The following is a 22,464-nucleotide window of genomic DNA, read 5'->3' on the forward strand; positions in this document are numbered from 1 at the left end:
GCACCCCGCTCCAACGTGACCAGAGGAAAGTAGACATGCGAGAGAACTTGGTAGGCGCCCTCTGGCGCCTGACCATTTACTTGGTCGTGTGCCTGATCGGTGCGTTCGCACTGATCGCCGTCTTCGCCCAGTTGCGCTTCCAGCCGGAGAAGACCTACAAAGCTCAGTTTTCCAGCGTGTCCGGGCTCGAGAACGGAAACTTCGTTCGCATCGCCGGTGTCGACGTCGGCAAGGTCAAGAAGATCACCATCCAGCCCGACTCCACAGTCCTTGTCGAGTTCACCGCTGCTGACTCGGTAGTGCTCACCCAGGGCAGCAGGGCGGCGATTCGCTTCGCCGACCTCATCGGCGGTCGGTATGTGGCCCTCGAGGAGGGGGCCGGGGGCGTCACGCTCCTGCATCCCGGTGACACCATCCCGCTGAGTCGCACCGAGCCGGCGTTAGATCTCGACGCGCTCATCGGCGGCTTCCGACCTTTGTTCCGCGCGCTGGACCCCGACCAGGTGAATCGATTGACGGGTCAACTGATCGCCGCCTTCGATGGTCAGGGCGCCACCATCGGCTCGTTTCTCACCCAGGCCGCCGCCTTGACGAACACGCTGGCCGACCGCGATCAACTGATCGGTCAAGTCATCACCAACCTCAATACCGTCCTGGGTTCGCTCGGCGGGCAGAGCAAACAATTCGGCAAAGCGGTCGACTCCCTGGCTGAACTGGTGGAAGGCCTCAAGGCCCGCAAGCAGGACATCAGCAACGGTGTGGCCTACGCCAACGCCGCTGCGGCGTCGGTGGCCGACCTCCTGGCACAGGCCCGGCCGCCGCTGACGAAGGTAGTGCACGAAACGGATCGGACCACCTCGCTTGTGCTGGCCGATCGCGACTATTTCGACCATTACCTCGAGACCTGGCCTGAGGCATTCCAGATTCTCAATCGGCAGGGCATGTATGGAGACTTCTTCAGCTTCTATCTCTGCGACCTCGTGCTCAAGGTCAATGGCAAAGGGGGGCAACCGGTTTACATCAAGCTGGCCGGTCAGGCCACCGGGCGGTGCACGCCGAAATGAAGCCCTTCTCCGAACGCAATCCGCTCCTCATCGGCGCGGTCGGCCTCGGCGCCGTCCTAGTGCTCATGCTGCTGTCGGTGAACTACCAGAAGCTGCCGTTCTTCAACACCGGAAGGACTTATTCGGCCTACTTCGCCGAAGCGGGCGGTTTGCTGCCCGGTGACCACGTCCAAGTGTCGGGCTTTCGGGTCGGTCAGGTGTCCAGTGTGGACCTGGACGGAGCGCGCGTCCTGGTCAAATTCACTGTGGCCAACGGTGTCCGCCTCGGCGACCGCACCGAGGCGGCGATCAAATTACGGACGGTGCTCGGTACCAAACTTCTCGAAGTCACCCCGCGCGGGGACGGACAACTGGCCGGCCCGATTCCGCTCGGGAGAACCATCTCGCCCTATCAGTTACCCGACGCGCTAGGCGATCTCACCACCACCATCAGCGGATTGGACACCAAGCAACTGTCCAACTCGTTGGCCGTGCTGGCCAACACCTTCTCTGACACCCCGCCAGATCTGAAGGCGGCGGTGCAAGGAGTGGCTCGCTTTTCGAAGACCATCGACGAACGCGACAGCGAGCTGCGAAACTTGTTGGCTAACGCCGATAAAGCGACAAAGGTGTTGGCCGAACGCAGCGACGAAATCGTCAACCTCGTCGCCAACACCAATGCCCTGCTGGTGCAGCTGCGAAGCCAAAGCCGCTCATTGGAACAGATTTCGCACAATCTCTCGGCGCTGGCTCAGCAGCTCAAGGGGTTCATCAGCGAGAACCGCAGCACGCTCAAGCCTGCGCTCGACAAACTCAACGGCGTGCTCACGATCGTGGACAACCGCAAACAGAATGTGCAGAAGGCGATTACAGGGCTGAGCAGATACGCTCTGGGCCTGGGTGAATCGGTCTCGTCAGGCCCCTTCTTCAAGGCCTACCTGGCCAACCTGTTTCCTGGGCAGTTCGTGCAGCCATTCGTCGACGCCGCGTTCTCCGATCTCGGACTGGACCCCAATGTCCTTCTGCCCTCTCAACGCGCCGATCCCCAGACCGGGCAGCCGGCCACTCCTCCACTGCCGATTCCGTTCCCGCGGACCGGCCAGGGCGGCGACCCGCGCATGACCATCCCAGACGCCATCACCGGCAACCCCGGCGATCATTCGTGCGGTCCGCCCGGTGCGCCGTTACCCGGGCCTGGCTGCTATCCGTATCGGGAGCCGCCCGCAGCGCCCCCACCCGGCGGTCCCCCGCCAGGACCTCCCGCGCTGCCGGGTCCCGGCGAAGGACAGTCAACTGCGACTCCGGCCCCGCCGACCTCATTCGAAGTTGGTGGACAGTGAGGGCACCTAGGGCCAGACTCGTCGTAGCCGTCACCTTGGCGGCGGTGCTGGTTGGCGGAGTTATCACGGTGGTCCGCTCCGTCGGCATCGGGCGCACTTACGTCACCGGATACTTCGCCAACAGCACCGGCCTCTACGGCGGCGACGACGTCGTCATCCTTGGGGTGCGCGTCGGCAAGGTCGACAAGATCGAACCTTTGCCCGACGGTGTCAAGATCAGCTTCTGGTACGACGACAAATACAAGGTGCCCGCCGACGCGAAGGCGGTAATTTTGTCGCCATCACTGGTGACGCCGCGCTCCATCCAATTGACGCCGGCCTACACCGGAGGTGCGGTTCTGCCCGATCATGCGGTCATTCCTCAGCAGCGGACAGCTGTGCCGGTGGAATACGACGACTTTCGCCGACAACTGGAAAAGCTGACCGAGACCCTGCAGCCCACCCAACCGGGTGGTACCAGCACTCTTGGGGCGTTCATCAATACCGCGGCCGACAACCTGCGTGGTCAGGGACCCGATATCCGTGACACGATTATCAAGCTGTCGCAAGCGATTTCCGCTCTCGGCGACCACAGCAACGATCTGTTCAGCACCGTGAAGAATCTGTCGATCCTGGTCTCCGCGTTACATGACAGCAGCGACCTGTTAGGGCAGTTGAACCAGAATCTGGCTGCGACAACCGGCCTGCTGGCCGAAGATCCCAACCAAGTCGGCAATGCGATTCACGATCTCGATGACATCGCCGACGACGTCCGAAACTTTGTGGCCGATAACCGAGAGGCGTTGGGTACGACCTCGGACAAGCTGGCCTCGGTATCTGCAGCGCTCAACGACAGCCTTGACGATGTCAAACAAGTTCTGCACACCGCCCCGACAGCGTTCCAAAACTTCTTGAACATCTACCAACCCGCACAGGGGACACTGACCGGCGCGCTTGCGCTCAACAACTTCGCTAATCCGATTCAATTCCTATGCTCAGCAGTCCAGGCGGCGTCGCGCCTGGGCAGCAAGCAGTCAGCCAAATTGTGTGTGCAGTATCTGGCGCCCATCATCAAAAACCGCCAGTACAACTTCCCGCCCCTAGGAGAAAACCTGTTCGTCGGCGCCTCGGCGCGCCCCAACGAAATCACATATAGCGAGGATTGGCTGCGGCCGGACTACGTTCCCCCGCGACCACCGGCCTCGGCCAACTCGCCTGAGGCTGCCGATCCGGCCAACCCCGCAGCCCCGGCTGTCGCTCCACCGGCGCCAGAGGGACCGGCCGCGCCGCCGATCAATCAATCCGTTCCTACCAATCCGGCCGATGGCCTGCGAGGAATGATGACGCCACCCGGAGGTGGACAGTGAGTCGAGCACAGATCTGCCGGCGTGTCGCGACGGCGCTCGTGGCGACACTGGCGTTGGCCGCGCTCGCTGGCTGCGACTTCCGTGGCGCAAACTCGTTTACCCTTCCAGGAACCAAAGGCCAGGGCCCCGGCGCCTACACGATTCAAGCGCAGATGCCCGATGTCCAGAATTTGCAGCGGAATTCGCGTGTCCGGGTCAACGATGTCACCGTCGGTAATGTCACCAAGATCGAGCTTCAGGGCTGGCATGCCCTGGTCACTATGACCATAGACGGCGACGTTGACCTGCCGGCCAACGCGAGCGCCACCATCGGTCAAACCAGCTTGCTCGGGTCAGTGCACGTCGAACTGGCGCCACCGAGAGGTGTGCCACCCCAAGGGAAGCTCAGGAATGGATCACTCATTCGGTTGACGTCGGCCAACAGCTATCCCTCGACCGAACGGACACTGGCCGGGGTTTCACTGCTGCTTAACGGCGGCGGTCTCGGTCAGCTCCAAGACATTACGAAATCATTGGGCACCGCATTTACCGGTCGCGAGCAAGACTTGCGAAGCCTGCTCGGGCAGCTTGATAAGTTCGTCGGCTACCTCAACGATCAAAAAGCGGACATCATCGCCGCAACCGACAGCCTCAACAACCTTGTCGGGCAATTCGCCGACCAAAGGCCTGTGATCGACAAGGCGCTCAAGACCGTGCCGGACGCCTTGGCTGTGTTGGCTCATGAGCGGGACAACCTCGCCCAAGCGCTGGGCGACGTAGGCAAATTCGGCGCGCTTGCCGCTGACTCGGTGAACAAAACCAAGGAGAACCTGATCAAGGAGCTCAAGGACCTCGGCCCGGTGCTGCAGTCGTTGGCCGACGCTGGGCCGGCCCTGACTCGCGCACTCGGTTTCTACGGAACCTTCCCGTGGCCACGGGACACCATGAGCAAATGGCTGCGTGGGGACTACGCCAACTTGACCGCGGTGATCGACCTGACCCTGAGTCGGCTCGACGCCTCGTTTTTCACCGGAACACGCTTTGAGTGCAACCTGACCGAGCTAGAGCTGCAGTGGGGCCGCACCATCGGCCAGATGCCCAGCCCCTGTACCGGAGGTGGGCCCTACAACCCCGGCAACCCGCTGGTTGTTCCCTACCACTTCAACCAAGGGCCGTGACATCGTGCTGACTAGACGGGTCAAGATACAGCTGGTGGTCTTCGCGGCGCTGAGCCTGACCGCCGCCACCATCATGTTCTTCGGCTTCATCCAAGTACCTACCGTGTTTTTCGGAGTGGACCGCTACACCGTGACGCTCCAGCTGCCCCAAGCGGGTGGTCTCTATGAGGGCGGCAACGTCACCTACCGCGGTGTCGAGATCGGTCGGGTGCAGGCTGTGCGGCTGACCGATAGCGGCGCCCAGGCTGTGCTGCAACTGAATTCGGACATCAAGGTCCCCGCCGACCTCAATGCTGAAGTGCACAGCGTGTCGGCCGTCGGTGAACAATATGTGGAGTTGCTACCGCGCAGCGGCAAAGGGCCGTCATTGAAGAACGGCGACATGATCTCGGCCGACCGGACCTATGTACCGCCAGACATCAACTCACTGTTGGGCGCAACTAATCGGGGCTTGACGGCGATCCCGCGCGACAACTTGAAAACCGTGGTCGACGAATCCTATGTGGCCGTCGGCGGCCTCGGTCCCGAACTGTCTCGGTTGGTGAGCGGGACGGCGAACCTGTCGATCGATGCCCGCAAGAATCTGGACGCCATCGTCGACTTGATCGACAAGTCCAAGCCGGTGCTCGACAGCCAAACCGACTCGGCGGATGCGGTTCAAGCATGGGCCGCACACCTCGCGACCATCACAGGTGAGTTGCGCGACAACGATTCTTCGGTGCGTGGCCTTCTCCAAAAGGGTAGTCCAGCGGCCGCGGAGGGCCGGGCGTTGTTCGACCGGCTCAACCCCACGCTGCCTATTGTGTTGGCCAATCTGGTCAGTGTCGGGCAGGTGGGCGTCACCTACCGGGACAATTTGGAATCAATCCTGGTCGAGTTGCCACAGGGGGCGGCTGACATCTTGTCCATCGCCGTGCCCAACAAGAACACCAAACAGGCTTACAACGGGGGATTCCTGAGCTTCAACCTCAACCTCAACTGGCCACCGGTATGTAGCACCGGATTCCTGCCGGCCCAGCAACAGCGGTCGCCCAGCTACGAGGACTATCCGGATCCTCCGAAGGGAGACTTTTACTGTCGGGTGCCCCAAGACTCCATGCTCAATGTGCGTGGCGCCCACAACTATCCGTGCGAAACCCGCCCCGGTAAGCGGGCCCCGACGGTGAAACTGTGCGAAAGCGACCAGACCTACGTCCCCCTCAACGACGGCTTCAACTGGAAGGGGGATCCCAACGCGACATATACCGGTCAAGGCGTCCCGCAGTTCGCGCCCGGTGAGGAACCACCCGGGCAGGCACCGCCGCAATCACCCCCGGGACCGTTGCCGCCACCAATTGCCGCAGTTCAATACGACCCAGCCACAGGCATGTACATGGGGCCAGATGGGCGCATGTACACCCAGAGCGACCTCGCCCGCGGCAGCAGAAAGGAGCAAACATGGCAAAGCATGCTGGTGCCACCCAAGAGGAACTGAGTTACGTGGAAATGCTTGGAGCCGCGTCCGACTCGTCCAACAGCACTGACGAGAGCTCGTCACCACCACTCGATGACGCCGCGGACAACCACGAAGGCGCGGAGGCGCCACCGGTCTCCAAGACTGCTCCGGGAAAGGGGCGAAGCGGGGAAATCCCGTCTCACAACGAGTCTCGTGCCGAGGACGGCGGTGCCGACCGCGATGAAGAAGGCGACGCGTCGATCAAGAAGCCTAGATCGCCGGTCCGCTTAGCGGTCATCCTGGTGTTGGTCACAGTTGTCGGTTTGGGAGCCCTGGCCGGTTGGTTCGGGTTCCAGGAACACAAGGCCCGCCAGGCTCAGCAGCAGCGTGAGTTGCTGGTTCGAGTGGCGAGGCAAGGCGCACTGAATTTGACCACTATCGATTGGCAGCATGCCGACACCGATGTCAAGCGCATTCTCGACAGTGCGACCGGCACTTTCTACGAAGATTTCTCGCATCGATCTCAGCCTTTCATGGATGTCGTGAAGAAGGCGCAGTCGACGTCGGTGGGAACGATCACCGAGGCCGGTCTGGAATCAGAGTCGGGGGACGAAGCTCAAGTGCTGGTTGCTGTTTCGGTAAAGACGTCCAATCGCGGTGCATCCGAACAGGATCCGAGGCACTGGCGGATGCGAATTACCGTACAGAAGCTTGGCGGCGAGGCCAAGGTTTCCAACGTCGCTTTCGTGCCATGACAGTTGCGCGGACGGGTGAAGCGGCGATGACCATGGCCATGAATCGGGAAGGAAAGAAGCGCAGTGCGAGTTAAAAGTCGTTCCGCCGTCGAGCAGGACGAAGCGGACGTTGCCCAGGAGAACGCTGGTCAGGTCGCTGCTGAAAGCAGTGACGCTGAGGAGACCGGTGGCGGTGAGGACGCCCTCGACCTCGAAGACACTGAGGCACCAGAGGATAAATCCCCCGAGGGGGACGATGCCCAGCACTCGGAAGGCGATCAGCCACCGGCAGGTAAGCGAATCAAGTGGTCGCGTGTGGTGGCCTTCAGCGTGTTACCCATCTTGCCTCTGGTGATTGCAGGTGCTGCCGGCTACCTCAAGTGGCAAGACGCCTGGGTCCGCGGATCAGGCGTCGCCGGCATCGAGTCCGTTGCCGCCGCTAAGGATTCCACTGTAGCGATACTCTCATACCAGCCTGACAGCGTCGAGAAGGATCTGGGAGTCGCCCGTGACCGGCTGACTGGTCAATTCAAGGACTCCTACAGCCAACTGATTCACGATGTGGTGATACCCGGCGCCAAGAAGGACCGCATTGCGTCGATCGCGACCGTTCCCGCCGCTGCCTCGGTGTCAGCAACTCCTAACCACGCGGTTGCCCTGGTGTTCGTCAATCAGGCCGTGACCGTTGGCAATGATGCTCCTACCGATACGGCGTCCGCGGTGCGAGTGACTCTCGACAAGAGCGGCGCGCGCTGGCTGATCTCCGCCTTCGATCCCATCTAAGTCAAAGGCTTATGACGTCCATTCTCCGATGAGGTCATCGACGGTGGTTAACCGGCCGAGTACGGCAATAGTGTTGTCCAGCACCTGGTCTCCATACTCGGCCGGCGTACCCGAAACGGCGTCGCGCGGGACAACGAGTGCGAAGCCAGCCTGAGTGATATGTCCCGCGGAGATCGGAAGTGCGAGGTTCAACGAGACACCGGTGAGCACGATCGTCCGCACCCCGAGACCCCTGAGGACTGGCAACAGCTCGGAATCCATGGTGGGGAACAAACCGTGGTGGCGCGGTAGCACCAGGTCGGTCGGCGCGAACAGCTCGGAAAGCACCTGAGTTTCAGGCGAACCGGGCGCCCATGCCGCAGTGGCTGGTCCCAGTACCCGCCAAATGCGTGCGGTGCCCGTGTGCCCACCGCCCAGGGTGCCTTCATAGGTGGCATGGACCACCCTCACGCCGGAGATCCGCGCCGCGTCGAGGAGCCGGCGGAGGTTTCCGACGAGTCCCGCGCTGTCCGAGGCGAGCTGTGGGAGTACCGATTCGGGCCCTAGCACGCCGTTCTGGCACTCGACACATACCACTGCAACGGTGGGGAGCGTGCTCGAGGGGGCCACCGGTCAATATCTCAGCATTAGCGAGCCAAGGGCGAAAGTGTTCGCCGGAAAGTCGATCTCGGGCTCGCAGCCCCGGGCCACCTCGAATTCGGGCACGCGCTTCAGCCACTCCTCGATGATCAGGCTCAGCTCCAGTCGTGCCAGATGGGAGCCGAGACAGCGGTGCGGTCCGCCGCCGAATCCCCAGTGCGGATGGATCTTTCCGTCCATGACCACCTGGTTAGCTGAGATCTCGTCACTGTCGTCGCGATTGATCGCCGCCAGACACAGGCGTAGCTTTGTGTCAGCCGGAAGCGCCACGCCGCCGATGGTCACCTCCCGAGTGGTCACTCGCGGCACGATCGGGGCGGGCGGCTCCAGCCTGACCATCTCCTCGACGAAAACTCGGATCTCTTCAGGGTTTTCCCGCAACGCCCGCCGAAGTTCAGGGTTGCGGGCCAGTTCCAACAAGGCGAAGCCCATCGAAGCGGTGACCGTGTCGAGGCCCGCCAGGACGAAGAGGAAGCTCAGTCCGATCGCTTCGGCGTCGTCGAGCGGGTCATCTCCGCTGAGCACATGAGACAGCAGGTCGTTCCCCGGATTTTGGCGGCGCTCATTGATCGCCTCCGAGACGTAGGTGACCAGTTCGAGTGCGGGCGTTAGGTCGGCGCCCTCCATTGAGGGCAACTCCGACAGCGCGATCACGTTGTCCTTCCACGCGATCAGGCGGTCGCGGTCCTTCAGCGGCAGGCCGAACAACGTGAGGAACACCTGCGACGGGTAGGGGATCGCGATGTCGGCCATGACGTCGCACTCGTGCTTCGCGGCGGCCGCCTCGACGATGGAGATCGCCTGTTCCTGCAGCGAGGGCAGCATGTCCTTAAGCGTGTGCGGGCTGAAGAACGGCTGCAGGATCTTCCGGAATCGTGTGTGTTCGGGTGGGTCGAATGAGATTGGGACCAGCGGCAGGGGACTGCCGAGCTCGTCGAATGCCTTCTTCGACGAGAACGTGCTTGGATCGCGCAACGCCGTGAGGACATCCTCCCGTCGGGTCAGGTAGTACCACCCGTCCATGTACACCACGGGGCCGGCGTCGCGCACCACCTCCCAGCCGACTCCCCGGTCGGCGGCCATCGGCAATTTCGCCCATTCGAGTTCGGCCACGCCTGCGATCGTTCGTGCCTTCTGGTCGGTGCTCATAGTTGTCCTATCCCCTCAGAACGCCGATCGGTGCAGTCCACCGTCGACCTCAATCCACGCCCCTGTGATGTATCCCGCGGTCTCCGAACACAAATACGTGATGAGCGACGCGATTTCGCGAGGTTGGCCCATCCGTGCCGCGGGGACGCGGGCCTGCGTCAGCATGAAGTCACGGCGCTGCTGCTCATCGGCGGTGCCCAGGTTCTTCTCGAGATAGGCGATCGCGTTGTCGGTCTCGATCCAGCCCGGGGCGACGGTATTGACCGTGATGCCGTAACGGGCGTACTCGTCGGAAACCGTTTTGAGCAATCCGGTCGTGGATGGCCTGGTGGCGTTGGCGACCACATGGTGGATGTTCCCCGTCGGCTCCTTGGCAGTAGCCGATCCGATGTGCACAAAGCGGCCCCAGCCCGCTTCCCGCATCGCGGGAAGGACCGCACGGAGCAGGAAGATCTGGCTCATTGTGTACGCCTCGAACGACTCTCGATAGGCGTTCAGATCTTCGATGTCGGCGAAGTCGCCGGGATGCTGGTAGATGGCTTGTCCGATGACGATCAGTGGTGGCCCGAACTCGTTGCCGACCTGGCGGATCGCGTCGCCGAGCGCCTCGGGCTCACTGACGTCGGCGCACACACCGACGGCCATGCCCTTCTCGCGCCGGATCTCCTGCACGGCGGCATCGACGTCGGCCTTTGTTCTTGCCAGCACCGAAACTCGACACCCCTCGGCCGCAAGCATCCGCGCGACCTCGAAACCGATGCCCTTGCTCCCGCCGACGACCAGCGCCGACTTGCCCCGTATCCCGTAGTCCACGAACGTCGTCCCCTATCGGCGGACGTCCATGCCGGCGTCGACCTTGAGCAGGCTTCCGGTGAACGACCGACCCAGATCGGAGATCAGGAACAGAATGGCGTTGCTGACGTCTTTGGGCTCGATCATCGGAAAGTCGGGCAGCGCCGTCTGCATCGCATTTGCCAGGTGCGGATTCGCTTCAATGACCTTGAACAGTGCGGGGTTCTCGGTCACCATCGGCGTCATGCAGTTGGTCGGGGCGACGGCGTTGACCCGGATCCGGTCGGCTGCGAGCAAATTCGCATACGCGCGCACCAGGCCGGTGATCGCCAGCTTTGCCATGGTGTAGGCGTCGGAGCCGCCTCGACCGTCGGTCATGTCCAGTAACGCCGCCATCGAACTGGTCGCGACGAGGTTGCCTCCCTCGCCACGTTCCCTCATGTGGGGGATGGCGACCTGGAAAGTGTTCCACACGCCGATCTGCATGATGTCGATTCCGACCCGCAGCGCCTCGGAGGCGTCCACCTCATCGACATTGGTGAGGATGACGCCCGCGTTGGCGATCACCGTATCGATGTGGCCGAACTGTTGGACGCCCGTGTCGAAGGCGGCCTGCAGCGCGGCTTTGTCCCGCACGTCGGCCTGCGCTGTAAGCATCTGCTGGCCGGTCTTTTCGACCAGGCGGCCCGTTTCCTCCAGGTCCTCGAGAGTGCCGAGCTGGTAGGGCACGACGTCGAGGTCGTGGCAAATGTCCACACCGACGATGTTCGCGCCCTCCTCCGCGCACATGACGGCATGTGACCGTCCCTGTCCACGGGCCGCACCGGTGATGAAGACGACCCGACCGTCGAGCAAGGCCATGAAGTGCTCCCCTCGTTACCATCGATTGCCCTGAATGTGCCGCACAGTCCTACACGGTGTGACCCGCGCCACGAAAGCATGCTACGCGTCTCGGTCCGAAATATACAACTATTTTGATAATTCAAGTCGGCGCACCTGGGGGAGGCGCCGGCCGCGAGAAGTCAACGCGGAGTAAAACGTTGTGCGCCGTCAAGACGCATCACTTCACCGTTGACGTACCCGTTCGTTAGCAGGAAGACCGCAGCGTCAGCGAACTCGGCAGGAGCCCCGAGGCGTTTGGGGAAGGGCACGTTCGCGGCGAACTTCGCGATCGCCTCTTCTCCGACCGACTCCATGATCGGCGTCTTCATCGTCCCGGGGGCGATCGTGTTCACCCGAATGGCAGCGGAGCTGAGGTCGCGCGCAGCGGCGATCGTCAATCCGATCACACCGGCTTTCGCTGCGGCGTAAGCGGTTTGACCGATCTGGCCCTCGTATCCGGCGATGGACGCCGTGAGGACCAACGCGCCTCGCTCGCCGTCGGCTTGCGGCTCCGCGGCCGCGACGGAAGCGGCGACGAGCCGAGCGACGTTGTAGGTCCCGTTGAGATAGAGATCGATGGTTTTGGTGAAGCCGGCAAAATCGGCCGGGCTGCCGTCGCGTTGCACAATGCGTTGCGCGACGCCGAATCCACCGTGTGCGACGACGGCATACCGCAGCTGGCCGAGTTGGTTCGCCTGTTCGATCGCTTCGCTGACCGAGTCTTCGCTCGTCACGTCCGTACTCACGAAAGCCGCGCGGCTGCCCAACTCGTCAGCGAGCGCCTTGCCCTTGTCGGTTGCCAGATCGGCGATCACCACGCCGAGGCCTTCGGCATGCAATCGCCGCACGGTGGCCTCACCGAGGCCCCCCGCGCCTCCGCTGACGATCGCGGACGCACCGTTGAATTTCTCGACTGTCACTGTTACTCCTTCTGAGTTGACTGCACCGGTCACACATTGCCGATTACCAGGTCCCACGGATCGGTGGCGCTCAGGGCCATTCGTCCGAGCCGACGCGCGTAGCCGGACGTCGTGCCGTAATCGTTGCTCCAGCTCTGCGCGCGCAGTGTTACCGATGACAACGGATGTTCGGCGGTCACGCCGATCGCACCGTGAAGTTGGTGGGCGATGGTCGTGACCGGTGGGACAGCCCGACCTACAGCGACCCGTGCGACGGCGACCGCGAACTCCGTCTCGCGACAACCGAACCCATATTCAGCGGCAGCCACGACGGCAAGCGTGGCGGCGGCTCGAGCGCGTTCGATCTCACCGGCCATCGCGGCAAGAGCATGCTGGACGGACTGAAACTTGCTCAGCGGCCGGCCGAATTGCATTCGTTCCCTCGTGTGCGTCACCGACATCGCTGCTGCCGCATCGAGCGCCCCGACGACCTGTACGCAGCGACACCATGAGCCGCGGAGCGACAACTCGGTGGCGACGGCCGGTTCGACGATGGCGAGCTCGTCGGCGGCCAGGTCGAAAGCCAGTCGATCGCGTGGCTCACCGGCCAGGTTGTAGCTCTCCTCCAGCTGGGCGCGGTCGATGTCGACGATGCCCACGCGTGTTTCGTCGTGGCCTCGCGCGAGAAGCAGCACGGCGGAGCATGCGCGCGTCCACGGAATGTCACTTGCCGTCCCGAGGATGCGCCCCCCATAAGCGTCCGCGTCAGCGATTGCGACGGTGAGTGGTCCTTCCGGCAGTTCGATGCCCGCCCGGTTTCCGAGCCAGCCTGCCAGAGCGTCGGTTTCGGCCAACGGGACCGCGCCCGCGTGCCGGGCGATGCCGGAGAGCGCAATGGCAAGCTCACGCGGCCCCGCGCCCAGATCCGCGGTGCTCGTCAACCGGGCCAGCCCCGTGTCCTCGAGGCTGTGCCACAACTCCGCGTCGAATTGCTCGGGAATTCTGCGCTGGCCGATCCGGGCATCGAACGATCGCCGCCCGATATCGTCGACCAGCTGCCGCAGCTCGGCATGTTCGTCATCGGCGGTGTCGGTCGCGAACGCGCCCTTCGAAAAGGCCGTCACCGCAGCCCCATTCCGCGTGCGACAACACCGCGCAACACCTCGTTGGTGCCACCGCGCAAGGTGAACAGGGGCCTGTGCAGCGCAGCGGTGGCCGCCAGCGCCGCCAGCCCCGGTGTCGGTGCCACCTGGTCGAGCATGTCGCTGATCACGTCGATCGATTCCTGCTCGAACCGGGTGCCGAGATCCTTGACCAGTGCCGCCTGATTCGCCGCGTCCTTGTTCTCACTGAGCGTGCGTGCCACCCAGACCGACAGCTGTCGCAACGAGATCAGCCGTCCCACAAGGTTTCCGACGACCCCGGCGGTGGTGTCATCGGTGTCGCCAGAGCTGCTCAACAGCCGGATCGCCGCCATGATCAGCGGTGCGGTCGATAAGATCCTTTCGGGCCCGCTGCGCTCGAAGGACAGTTCAGCGGTCACCTGGTGCCATCCTTGGCCGACCTCGCCTAGCACGTCGCCGTCCGGCACGAAGACCTCCTCGAAGGCGACTTCGTTGAAATGATGGTCGCCGTTCATCAGCAGGATCGGTTCGATCCGCACGCCTTTGGCGTCGCAGGGAACGAGGAACTGACTGAAGCCGTCGTGCCGTCGTTGCGGGTCCGGTGGACTCGTCCTGGCGAGCACCACAACCTGATGGGCGTGGTGTGCCCCACTAGTCCAGACCTTGGTACCCGTGAGCAGCCAGCCGCCGTCGGTTCTGGTCGCCTTGGTCCGTACGGCCGCGAGGTCGGAGCCGGCGCCGTGTTCGCTCATGCCGATGGAGGAGTAGAAGGTTCCGGCAGCGATGCGTGGCAGCAGCCGCTCGCACTGTTCCTCGCTGCCATAGGCCAACAGGCCGGGAACGACCTGTCGGTCGGCGACCCAGTGCGCCGCGATCGGGGCGCCCGCCGCCAGCAATTCCTCGGTCACCACGTAGCGATGGAGGTGCGTCAACCCCCGTCCGCCGTACTTCTCGGGAATGATCAGCCCGACAAGACCGGCCGCGCCGAGGCGCGCGCTGAATCCCTCGTCCCACTGTCCGAGCCAGGAGTCGACGTCGGGCGCCCAGCCGTATTCTGCCCGGTCAGCCTGCAGGAACCCCCGTACCGATGCACGCAGCTCGGCGAGTTCTGCTTCGTTGGCGCGTAGCGCGTCGAATTGACTCACGGATCAACCTATAAGGCCGGTACCGGCGTGGACGGCAGATAGAAGTTCGGCGTCAGGTCATCCTCGTGGGCGGCGAGTCGATAGCCGGCGAAGTCGTCGATGCCTTCCTCGCGCAGCACCTCCTCGTCGGTGTAGAAGTGGCCGGTGCAATCGGCGGGCCGGGTGATCAATGCGTGCAGCGCGTCGGCCATGATTCGTGGGTCTCGCGCTTGCGCGCGCACTCCGTCGCCCATCGCGACGATCATCCCCGTGCTGGCCACAGTTACGGCGGGCCACAGCGAATTCACCGCGATGGGTACCGACGCGAATTCCGCTGCCCAGCCCAGCGTCAACAGGCTTTCGGCGTACTTGCCCACCGCGTGGCCGACGTGTGAGCCGACCCAGCGTGGCTCCAGATTCACCGGAGGCGAGACGTTGACGATGTGCGCGTTGTCGGACCGCAGCAGGTATGGCAGCGCCGCTTGCACTACCGCGAAGGGCCCTTCGACGTTGATCTCCAGCAGACGGCGGAAATTCTTGGGAGGCAACTTGGACGTGGGGCGCAGATCCAGTGCGCCGGCATTGTTGACCACGGCGTCGATGCCGCCGAACGCCTCTGCCACCTCTGCCACGGCCGATACAACCGCCTCCGGATCGCGAACGTCACACACCACCGGCAGTGGCCGGCCACCTGCCTCGCGAACGGCGTCCGCCGACTCGCCGAGGGTGCCGGGCAGTTTGGCGTTCGGGGCGTTGGTCTTCGCCAGTAGAGCAACGGCTGCGCCGTCGGCAGCGGCGCGCACCGCTATTGCGCGGCCGATGCCACGGCTTGCACCGGTCACCACCAGTACGCGGTTGTTGAGGGTGCGAGACCTGTCCACCGTCTTGGGGCTCCTCTCGGCCGCGGCCGCGAACGTATTCGGGTTGAATGCTATAACTATATATCTCATTTGATCTACGACCGCGGCGGGCTCCGTCGCGCAGGAGCGAGGCACGATGACCCACTTCATCTCGATCGGCACTTATGCGCCGCCGTGGTGCGAGGGCGACCGGCGGGTCAAAGGACCCGACGAGGACGCGCTCACCATGGCTGTGGCGGCCGGCCGGGCTTCCGACGCTGATGCTATTGCCCGTCGCGTAATCCTGGTCTCCCGCGACTTTCCGCTCATCGAAGGCGGCAACGGCGCAGTCCTGCTGGCTGCGCTGTCCCTGCCGGCCGACACGCCGATCACGGAGGTGCTCGGCGGCGCGCCCGCCGTCCTGGACCAGCTCCTGACGGCGTCGCCCGGCACGCTGGTGATTGCGGCCGACGACAACGGCGGGGCGGTGGGTGCGGCTGCCGTGTTGATCGGCGACGGCGAACCCACGTTGACCGCGGTCGGACGTCAGACGAGGAGCCTGCCGCTGGTGGCGCGGAGCGGCGACGGCAAGTGTCATTCCTATGCCGACCCGCGCCTGCAGCGTGAGGTCGGGATCCGGGGCACCATGAGCCGGCTCGAGCTGACCGGTGGCCCCGTGGTGGCCGCGGTGGCGGGCGTTGCCGCCGCACAACTCGGCGGTGATGTAAACACGAAAACGGCCGTCGAGGACCCTCGGGTGTCCGCCGCCGCGGTCATCAGGGTGATCGCCGAGGCGATCGAGAGCGGCACGCACGGCCTGGTATTCGCGGCGGAACAGTCGACGATGAGCGTGGCGGAGCTCAGCACCGCGACCGGCCCGCGCGTTGCCCGCGATGAGGCGCCCGCTCGCGAGCTTCCCGCCAGCCGGGTCGCCGAGGGGGTCGGCATTCCCATCTCGCTGCCGGCATACAGCCGTGCATTCGAGCCCAAGATTCGTTGGGAGGCAGCCGTATTCGACGAGCGGCCCGGTATCGATTCCGCGCCGCAGTTTCCACCCCGAGTCCGCGTCGACAACTCCGGTGCCCTCGCCACCGAATACCGGCTGGAGCCGTTGCCGCGAACGGGCACCGTCTACACCCACACGACCATTCGGATACCGGTACCGGATCTCCCCGGCCCGTACTCGCTTGCCGTCGTGCAACTCGACGGCAGCCCGGTTCGGGTGCTGATGAAGGTGACCGGGGTTCCCGCGGGCGAGGCGACGATCGGGCAGTCCGGTGCGGTGGTGTTGCGGCGAATCGCCACCCGCGCAGGCATACCCGATTACGGCTACGCGTTCTGGCCCGGCCGTGGCAAGGAAGGAGCTCTGGCATGAGGAACGTCGCCATCGTGGGTGCCGGAATGACCCCGTTCGCCGAACATTTCGAACTGGGCATCAAGGACCTGGTGCCGATGGCGTACGCCGAAGCCGTCGGCAACGTCGACAAGGGCATCGAGAAGTCCGAGATCGAGGCGGCGTGGTTCGGAGAGCTGTCGACCACCGACGGCTTCCCGTCGGGCATCCTCGCCGATACCCTCGACCTCACCGACATACCCGTTACTCGCGTCGAGAATGCCTGTGCCACAGGCAATGACGCGATCCGCAACGGCACCATGGCTATCGCGTCGGGCTTCTACGACGTGGTCCTGGTGGTGGGGGCGGACAAGGTGCGCGAGACCGCTTCCAACACCACCTTCTGGGACTGGGCGGCGATGACCCGCGACAACGCCTGGGATTACCCCCTCGGTCTGGTGGCTCCTGCGAACTTCGCGTTGCACGTCAACCGCTACCTGCACGAGTCGCCGGCGACCAAGGAACACATGGCCATGGTCGCGGTGAAAAACCACTTCCATGCGCTGAAGAACCCCAAAGCGCAACTGCGCTACGAGATCAGCGTTGAGAAGGCGCTCGCCGCACCCATCGTTGTGGAACCGTTCGGCCTCTACGACTGCACACCGCAAAGCGACGGAGCGGCTGCGGTTATCTTGGCAGCCGAGGACGTAGTCGACCGCTACACGGACCGCCCGGTCTGGGTGCGCGGGGTCGGCATCGGGATGGATCGGGTGATGCATCAGCACAAGCAGGACATGACCACGTTTCCGCCGACCGTGCGGGCGGCCAAGTCGGCCATGCGGATGGCGGGGCTGACACCGAGTGACATCGATGTGGCCGAGGTGCACGACTGCTTCACCGGGGTGGAACTGATCAGCTACGAGGACCTCGGCTTCGCCAGCAGGTTCGAGGCATACAAGCTGGTGGAAGCGCGCGAGAACTACGTGGGCGGCTCGATCCCGATCAACCCCAGCGGGGGCCTGAAGGCCAAGGGACACCCGCCGGGCGCCACCGGCGTGGCGCAGTGCTATGAACTGTTTAACCAGCTCCGCGGCCAGGCGGAGAACCAAGTCGACGGCGCGCGGTTTGCCTTGGCGCACAACATCGGTGGTCCAACCGCGGTCTCCGCGGTGACCATCCTTTCCAACCAGAAAGACTGACGGGACATCACATGACGACTTCCGATATCGCCACCCTCCCCGGCTACGAGCAGTTCGCCCCATGGCTGTTGGTGGAGAAGCGCGGCAACGTCCACGTGGTGAGCATCAACCGACCGGAGGCGCTCAACGCCGTCACCGAGGAGGTGCACCACGCATTCGCCACCATCTGGAAGGTGCTCGACGCCGACGATGACGTCAAGGCGGTCGTGACTACCGGTGTCGGTAAGGCGTTCTCGGCCGGCGGGGACATGGTGATGTTCGGCCGCCTCATCGAGGACGAGGTGGCGCGCGCATTTCAGATCCACGAGGCCCGCACCGTCTTCCTCGAGGTGATCAACTTCCCGAAGCCCCTGGTGTCCGCGGTCAACGGGCCGGCGGTGGGGCTGGGCTGCTCGATCGCCCTGTTGTCCGACCTGCTGGTGATGGGGGAGAACAGCTACTTGGCCGACCCGCACGTGGCCGTTGGGCTCACTGCCGGGGACGGCGGTGCTGCCATGTTGCCCTTGCTGATCGGCATGATGAAAGCCAAGGAGTATGTGTTGCTTGGTGATCGGATCACCGCGCCGATCGCGGAGAAGCTGAATCTGGTCACCAAGGTCGTCCCCGACGACGCGGTGCTCGAGGAGGCGCTGGCACTCGGCGAGCGGTTCGCCGCACTGCCGCCGCAGGCTCTGCGGTCGTCGAAGGTCGCGCTGAACATGCACCTGGCCCGGGCTGCTCAAGGTGTTCTGGAGTACGCGCTCGCCGAGGAACTGACGTCGTTCTCGACGCCGGAGTTCAAGGAGCGAGTCGCCGCGTTCCGCGCTCGATCCAAGAAGTAGCCCCTTGCTAGCGGTAGGCGGTGACGCGCGCCGTCACCGCGGGCTTGCCGTCGTCGCCGATCGCACGCGCGTCGGCGACGGCAGTGCCGCGTCCGATGCGCAGCGGCGCCGCTTCGTAGCGAGACCGGTCGCCGCCGTAGAAGGGACGCAGAAAGTTCACCCGGACCGATGCGGTTCGCATCGGCGCGCCACCCGTGTTCACCGTCGCGGACGCGGCCAATTCGAGTCCCGCCGAGGCGACTCCGCCGTTGATGACCCCAACGGCGTTGTTGAGGAACGGGTCTACGTGCTGGCGCAGGACGTGCACCGCGTCGGCAGGCGGCATGGGTTCCACGGCCATCAGCTCCGCCAGGGAGGTATTGAAATTCTTGGCCACCGTCTCGGCGGGCTCGCTCAGGTCGAGGGCGTCGGGTGTGACGTAGTACGACCGCACGGTACCCCCGCCGATGACGACGCCGTCGCAAGTCAGGGTGCACACCGAAAGCGCTGACCCGCTGTCGCGAGGGCCCAGCGGTCGCCCAGATGCGACAACGGGGGAGGCGCCGATTGCGGTCGCCCGCTCGCTCCCTTCGGGGCTTAGCTCGATGGCCAATTCGGTGGACACCGTCCACTCGGCGTCGCGATGCCGGAAGTGGTTGGATAATCCGCTGACGGCATCGATGAGCACGCCGAGTGGGCCGATGGTCGGCAGGTTGGTGAAGGGATTGCGCATGCCCGCGAGCGGCATCGACATCTCTACGACGGCGGACTCCTGATCCGCGATCAATACCTCGATCCCAAACCGCCGGAGCAGATGAATCGGCGTCTCGATGTCGTGGCCGGTGTCCCGGCTGACATCTGTCATTCGAGAAGGTCGACGACAGTGGATAATTCGGAACCCGACAGCACGAATTCCTCCGCCTTCTGTAGGTGCTTTTTCCACAGCTCGCCGGCCTTCTCGGCGTCCCCCGCCTTGATCAGATCCAGCACCATGCGGTGTGTCTTCGCGGACCGGCGGACCGCCTGTTCCGCGCGAGCACCTTCGGTGGGCTGCAGCGAGCGATTCGCCTTCTCGACGATGTGATGCAGCATGTCGCTGACGATCTGCAGGGTCTTGTTGCCCGACAGCCGTGCGATGGCGGCGTGGAAGTCCGTCAGTTGGACCACGGCATCGCTGCCCGGTTTCAACTGCTCCTCGGCTTCGACGATCTGCTCCAACTCCGCGATCACCTTTGCGTTGCGCTCTTTGGCCAGCCGTACGACCATCGGCGTCTCGAGAGCCATTCGCGCGTCGTAGACGTCTTTGAGCGTCACGCCTTCATACTCGAGAATCACTCCGGCATAACGGGCAAGCGTTTCGCGTCGCGGTCGGGTGACCTTGGCGCCACCTCGTACGCCACGCTGCACGACGATCAGCGATTCCGATTCGAGAACGCGGAATGCCTCCCGCAGCGTCGGCCGCGACACACCGAACCGCTCCATCAGTTCTGACTCGGGGGGCAGCATCGTCCCTTCGGCGATCTCGCCGCGGATGAACATCCTGCGCAGGACGGTGGCCACGCGATCGGCCATCTTCGGCTCGCGAAGGCTGGTGACCTCCATATCGACCCTCCACCGTAGTCGTAATCAACTAACTGTTTGTAGGTTAGCCGAACGGCCCTGCGCAAATCGCTAACGCACCCGCTCAGTGAGCAAGCTCATCGTCAAAAGCCCATCGCGCGGCCCATCAGATCCTTCATGATCTCGGTGGTGCCCGCATAAAGTCGCTGCACCCGCGAGTCGCGCCACAGTCGAGCCACCTCGTACTCGTTGATGTAGCCGTAGCCGCCGTGCAGCTGCAGGCACCGGTCGAGGATCTCCCACTGCACCTCGGAGGTCCACCATTTGAGGCCCGCCGCGTCGGCGTCGGACAGGGTGCCCTCGTTGACCGCAAGCACGCACTGGTCGAGATACGTCTGTGCAGCGTCGAGTTTCACCTGCATCTCGGCGATGAAGTGCCGGTTGACTTGGAATGTACCGATCGGCTGGCCGAAGGCCGTGCGCTCCAGTGCATAAGCCTTGGTGAGATCGAGCGCTCGCCGGGCTGCGGGTAACGCATAGCAGGCCACGCCGACCCGCTCGAAGGGCAGATTGGACACCAGGTGATAGAAGCCGCGGTTCAGCTCCCCGACGAGGTTCTCCTTGGGAACCCTGACGTTGTCGAAGAACAACTCTGCGGTGTCCGCGGAGAACTGCCCGATCTTGTCGAGTTTGCGTCCGCGGGTGAATCCCTCCATACCGTCTTCGATCATCACCAGGCTGATGCCTTTGCGCCCCGCCGCCGGATCGGTCTTCACCGCCGCGAGCACGAGCTTCGACAGCAGCCCGTTGCTGATGAACGTTTTCTGCCCGTTGACTACCCAGTGATCGCCCTCGTCTCGGGCGGTGGTCTTGATGCCGGCCAAGTCGGATCCCGCCGCCGGCTCGGACATCGCAATCGAACCGATGTACTCCCCGGAGATGAATTTCGGCAGCCAACGCGCCTTCTGTTCATCGGTGGTCAAGCTGTTGAGATAAGGCATCAGGATGTCGTTTTGGACGCCGAGGCCGATGCCGACCGAGCCGGTCATGAACATCTCTTCGGAGATGATCTGGTTGAACCGGAAGTCCTTGACACCAAGCCCGCCGTACTTCTCGTCGAACTCCCAACCGATCAGACCGTGCTCGCCCGCGGCCAGCCACGCTTCACGGCTGACCTTGCCGTCGCGTTCCCACTTCTCCACGTTGGGAACGCACTCCCGCTCGAAGAACTCCCGCGCGGTGGCGCGGAAGTCGTCGTGTACCTCGTCGAAAATGTTGCGGCGCATGATTCCTCAGTCCAGGTTGATGATCGCGGGAAGTGCGCGTCCGGGCGCAAAGGTGTCGAACAGGCGGTCGGCTAGCAGCGACTCCAGCTGCGAGTAGGAGCCGCACAGCGCATCGATCTGAAAGCCTCGCTTTACGTATCGATGGAGGTCGTGTTCGGCGGTCAACCCGACCGCCCCGCACACCTGCAAGACGGCGTCGGCGACGCCGCGGTGTGCCCGACCCGCCGCCACCTTCGCGGCTTGGGCCGACAACACCCCGCCGTAGCGCCACGAGTCCTCGAGAAGTGCGCGCGCGCCCTCCAATTTGGCCGCGGCAGCCGCTAGGGCATGGCGCGGGGACTGCAGCGAGCCGATCGGCGAACCGAACTGGACGCGGACGCTGACGTGTTCGACGGCGATGTGCAGCGCCTGGTCCGCCAACGCCACGAGTTCGGTGGCCAGCGAGCGGTGCGCCGCCGCGATCGCGCGGCCCCACTCCGTTGACGCGTCGATGAGGTCGCCGTCGGCGACCCCCTCGACGCGACACCAGATCACACTTGCGTCGAATGTGTCGAGGGGTTCGCTCCGCAGCTGACCGGCGTCGACGACGGCGACGGCGACCGTTCCCATGGCGCCAGAGATCGGAACCAGGACGCGGCCGCGTGGCGGACCGAGCAGGATGCCTTTGACGTGGCCCTCGGTCGAACTGGGCGTGGACCCGTGGGACAGCGTGGGCAGCACGACGGCATCAACCGGCGAATCCACCAACGACGCCAGTTCAGCCAGCATGACGCGGTCCAGCGCGTCGGTCAGGGCCAGGGTTCGCCCCTGCGCCCGGAATAACAACGCACACGCGTCCACCGGGTATTCGGATTCAATGTCCGACCAGCCGAGCTCGGCCAGCAGTGGACCGATGGCGACATGGTCTTGCTTGGCCGCGACTTCCTCGAACAGGCGGAACACCGCCTCTTCGATCATCGGCCACGATTCGTCGGTTGGATCTGCCCCTCGCGTGCGCATC

General features: G+C 64.1%; 22 protein-coding genes. 10 read left to right on the top strand and 12 right to left on the bottom strand.

The window, feature by feature from the left end:
• Window positions 1–35 precede the first annotated feature (35 nt).
• The 7 genes from A5697_RS25305 (at window position 36) to A5697_RS25335 (ending at window position 7,838) form a co-directional block, all read left to right on the top strand.
• Window positions 36–1,064 (top strand): MCE family protein, encoded by a 1,029-nt coding sequence (locus tag A5697_RS25305; protein WP_068012466.1) that lies wholly within the window; start codon window positions 36–38, stop codon window positions 1,062–1,064.
• A complete protein-coding gene (locus A5697_RS25310; protein WP_068012548.1) occupies window positions 1,061–2,383 on the top strand; it encodes an MCE family protein in 1,323 nt (440 codons plus the stop codon). The genes A5697_RS25305 and A5697_RS25310 overlap by 4 nt, the downstream gene beginning before the upstream one ends.
• Window positions 2,380–3,729, top strand: a complete 1,350-nt coding sequence (locus tag A5697_RS25315) for a virulence factor Mce family protein (RefSeq protein ID WP_068012468.1) — start codon at window positions 2,380–2,382, stop codon at window positions 3,727–3,729. The genes A5697_RS25310 and A5697_RS25315 overlap by 4 nt, the downstream gene beginning before the upstream one ends.
• A 38-nt stretch (window positions 3,730–3,767) precedes the next feature.
• Window positions 3,768–4,886 (top strand): MCE family protein, encoded by a 1,119-nt coding sequence (locus A5697_RS25320; protein ID WP_231972181.1) that lies wholly within the window; start codon window positions 3,768–3,770, stop codon window positions 4,884–4,886.
• A gap of 1 nt (window position 4,887) precedes the next feature.
• On the top strand, window positions 4,888–6,360 hold the full coding sequence (locus tag A5697_RS25325; RefSeq protein WP_068012550.1) for an MCE family protein: 1,473 nt from the start codon (window positions 4,888–4,890) through the stop codon (window positions 6,358–6,360).
• A complete protein-coding gene (locus A5697_RS25330; RefSeq protein WP_068012471.1) occupies window positions 6,324–7,076 on the top strand; it encodes an Mce protein in 753 nt (250 codons plus the stop codon). The genes A5697_RS25325 and A5697_RS25330 overlap by 37 nt, the downstream gene beginning before the upstream one ends.
• Window positions 7,077–7,139: 63 nt before the next feature.
• The gene (locus A5697_RS25335; protein ID WP_068012472.1) at window positions 7,140–7,838 is read left to right on the top strand and encodes a hypothetical protein; all 699 of its coding nucleotides are present in this window, start codon (window positions 7,140–7,142) and stop codon (window positions 7,836–7,838) included.
• A 9-nt stretch (window positions 7,839–7,847) separates the two neighbouring features.
• Here the strand turns inward: A5697_RS25335 and A5697_RS25340 are convergent, their stop codons facing one another.
• The 8 genes from A5697_RS25340 to A5697_RS25375 form a co-directional block, all read right to left on the bottom strand.
• Window positions 7,848–8,447, bottom strand: coding sequence for an isochorismatase family protein (locus tag A5697_RS25340; RefSeq protein WP_068012474.1), 600 nt, complete (start codon window positions 8,445–8,447; stop codon window positions 7,848–7,850).
• A gap of 3 nt (window positions 8,448–8,450) precedes the next feature.
• Window positions 8,451–9,626 carry a cytochrome P450 gene (locus A5697_RS25345; RefSeq protein WP_068012476.1) on the bottom strand — a complete coding sequence of 392 codons (1,176 nt, stop codon included), beginning with the start codon at window positions 9,624–9,626 and terminating at the stop codon, window positions 8,451–8,453.
• A gap of 15 nt (window positions 9,627–9,641) precedes the next feature.
• A complete protein-coding gene (locus A5697_RS25350; protein WP_068012477.1) occupies window positions 9,642–10,439 on the bottom strand; it encodes an SDR family oxidoreductase in 798 nt (265 codons plus the stop codon).
• A gap of 12 nt (window positions 10,440–10,451) precedes the next feature.
• Window positions 10,452–11,279: a mycofactocin-coupled SDR family oxidoreductase gene (locus A5697_RS25355; RefSeq protein ID WP_068012478.1), complete on the bottom strand. Its 828-nt coding sequence runs from the start codon at window positions 11,277–11,279 to the stop codon at window positions 10,452–10,454.
• A gap of 161 nt (window positions 11,280–11,440) precedes the next feature.
• A complete protein-coding gene (locus tag A5697_RS25360) occupies window positions 11,441–12,220 on the bottom strand; it encodes an SDR family oxidoreductase (RefSeq protein WP_068012479.1) in 780 nt (259 codons plus the stop codon).
• Between the two features lie 29 nt (window positions 12,221–12,249).
• Window positions 12,250–13,323, bottom strand: coding sequence for an acyl-CoA dehydrogenase family protein (locus A5697_RS25365; RefSeq protein ID WP_068012480.1), 1,074 nt, complete (start codon window positions 13,321–13,323; stop codon window positions 12,250–12,252).
• Window positions 13,320–14,468 carry an acyl-CoA dehydrogenase family protein gene (locus tag A5697_RS25370; RefSeq protein WP_068012481.1) on the bottom strand — a complete coding sequence of 383 codons (1,149 nt, stop codon included), beginning with the start codon at window positions 14,466–14,468 and terminating at the stop codon, window positions 13,320–13,322. The genes A5697_RS25365 and A5697_RS25370 overlap by 4 nt, the downstream gene beginning before the upstream one ends.
• An 8-nt stretch (window positions 14,469–14,476) precedes the next feature.
• Window positions 14,477–15,328 carry an SDR family oxidoreductase gene (locus A5697_RS25375; protein WP_068012483.1) on the bottom strand — a complete coding sequence of 284 codons (852 nt, stop codon included), beginning with the start codon at window positions 15,326–15,328 and terminating at the stop codon, window positions 14,477–14,479.
• A 115-nt stretch (window positions 15,329–15,443) separates the two neighbouring features.
• Here A5697_RS25375 and A5697_RS25380 point away from each other — a divergent pair, with 115 nt between their 5' ends.
• The 3 genes from A5697_RS25380 to A5697_RS25390 are packed head-to-tail and all read left to right on the top strand — an operon-like array spanning window position 15,444 to window position 18,639.
• The gene (locus A5697_RS25380) at window positions 15,444–16,661 is read left to right on the top strand and encodes a Zn-ribbon domain-containing OB-fold protein (RefSeq protein ID WP_068012484.1); all 1,218 of its coding nucleotides are present in this window, start codon (window positions 15,444–15,446) and stop codon (window positions 16,659–16,661) included.
• Complete coding sequence (locus A5697_RS25385; RefSeq protein WP_068012486.1) at window positions 16,658–17,818, top strand: beta-ketoacyl synthase N-terminal-like domain-containing protein; 1,161 nt, start codon at window positions 16,658–16,660, stop codon at window positions 17,816–17,818. Before A5697_RS25380 ends, A5697_RS25385 begins: the two co-directional genes overlap by 4 nt.
• Window positions 17,819–17,829: 11 nt before the next feature.
• Window positions 17,830–18,639 (top strand): enoyl-CoA hydratase/isomerase family protein, encoded by an 810-nt coding sequence (locus tag A5697_RS25390; protein WP_068012488.1) that lies wholly within the window; start codon window positions 17,830–17,832, stop codon window positions 18,637–18,639.
• A gap of 7 nt (window positions 18,640–18,646) precedes the next feature.
• Here the strand turns inward: A5697_RS25390 and A5697_RS25395 are convergent, their stop codons facing one another.
• From A5697_RS25395 to A5697_RS25410, 4 genes are all read right to left on the bottom strand, one after another.
• The gene (locus A5697_RS25395; protein WP_068012490.1) at window positions 18,647–19,483 is read right to left on the bottom strand and encodes a PaaI family thioesterase; all 837 of its coding nucleotides are present in this window, start codon (window positions 19,481–19,483) and stop codon (window positions 18,647–18,649) included.
• Window positions 19,480–20,220, bottom strand: coding sequence for a FadR/GntR family transcriptional regulator (locus A5697_RS25400; RefSeq protein ID WP_068012492.1), 741 nt, complete (start codon window positions 20,218–20,220; stop codon window positions 19,480–19,482). Before A5697_RS25400 ends, A5697_RS25395 begins: the two co-directional genes overlap by 4 nt.
• A gap of 101 nt (window positions 20,221–20,321) precedes the next feature.
• Window positions 20,322–21,464: an acyl-CoA dehydrogenase family protein gene (locus A5697_RS25405; protein ID WP_068012494.1), complete on the bottom strand. Its 1,143-nt coding sequence runs from the start codon at window positions 21,462–21,464 to the stop codon at window positions 20,322–20,324.
• Between the two features lie 6 nt (window positions 21,465–21,470).
• Window positions 21,471–22,463: an acyl-CoA dehydrogenase family protein gene (locus tag A5697_RS25410; RefSeq protein ID WP_082953587.1), complete on the bottom strand. Its 993-nt coding sequence runs from the start codon at window positions 22,461–22,463 to the stop codon at window positions 21,471–21,473.
• Window position 22,464: the final 1 nt, after the last annotated feature.

The organism is Mycobacterium sp. E3251, assembly GCF_001666835.1.
GTDB lineage: Bacteria > Actinomycetota > Actinomycetes > Mycobacteriales > Mycobacteriaceae > Mycobacterium.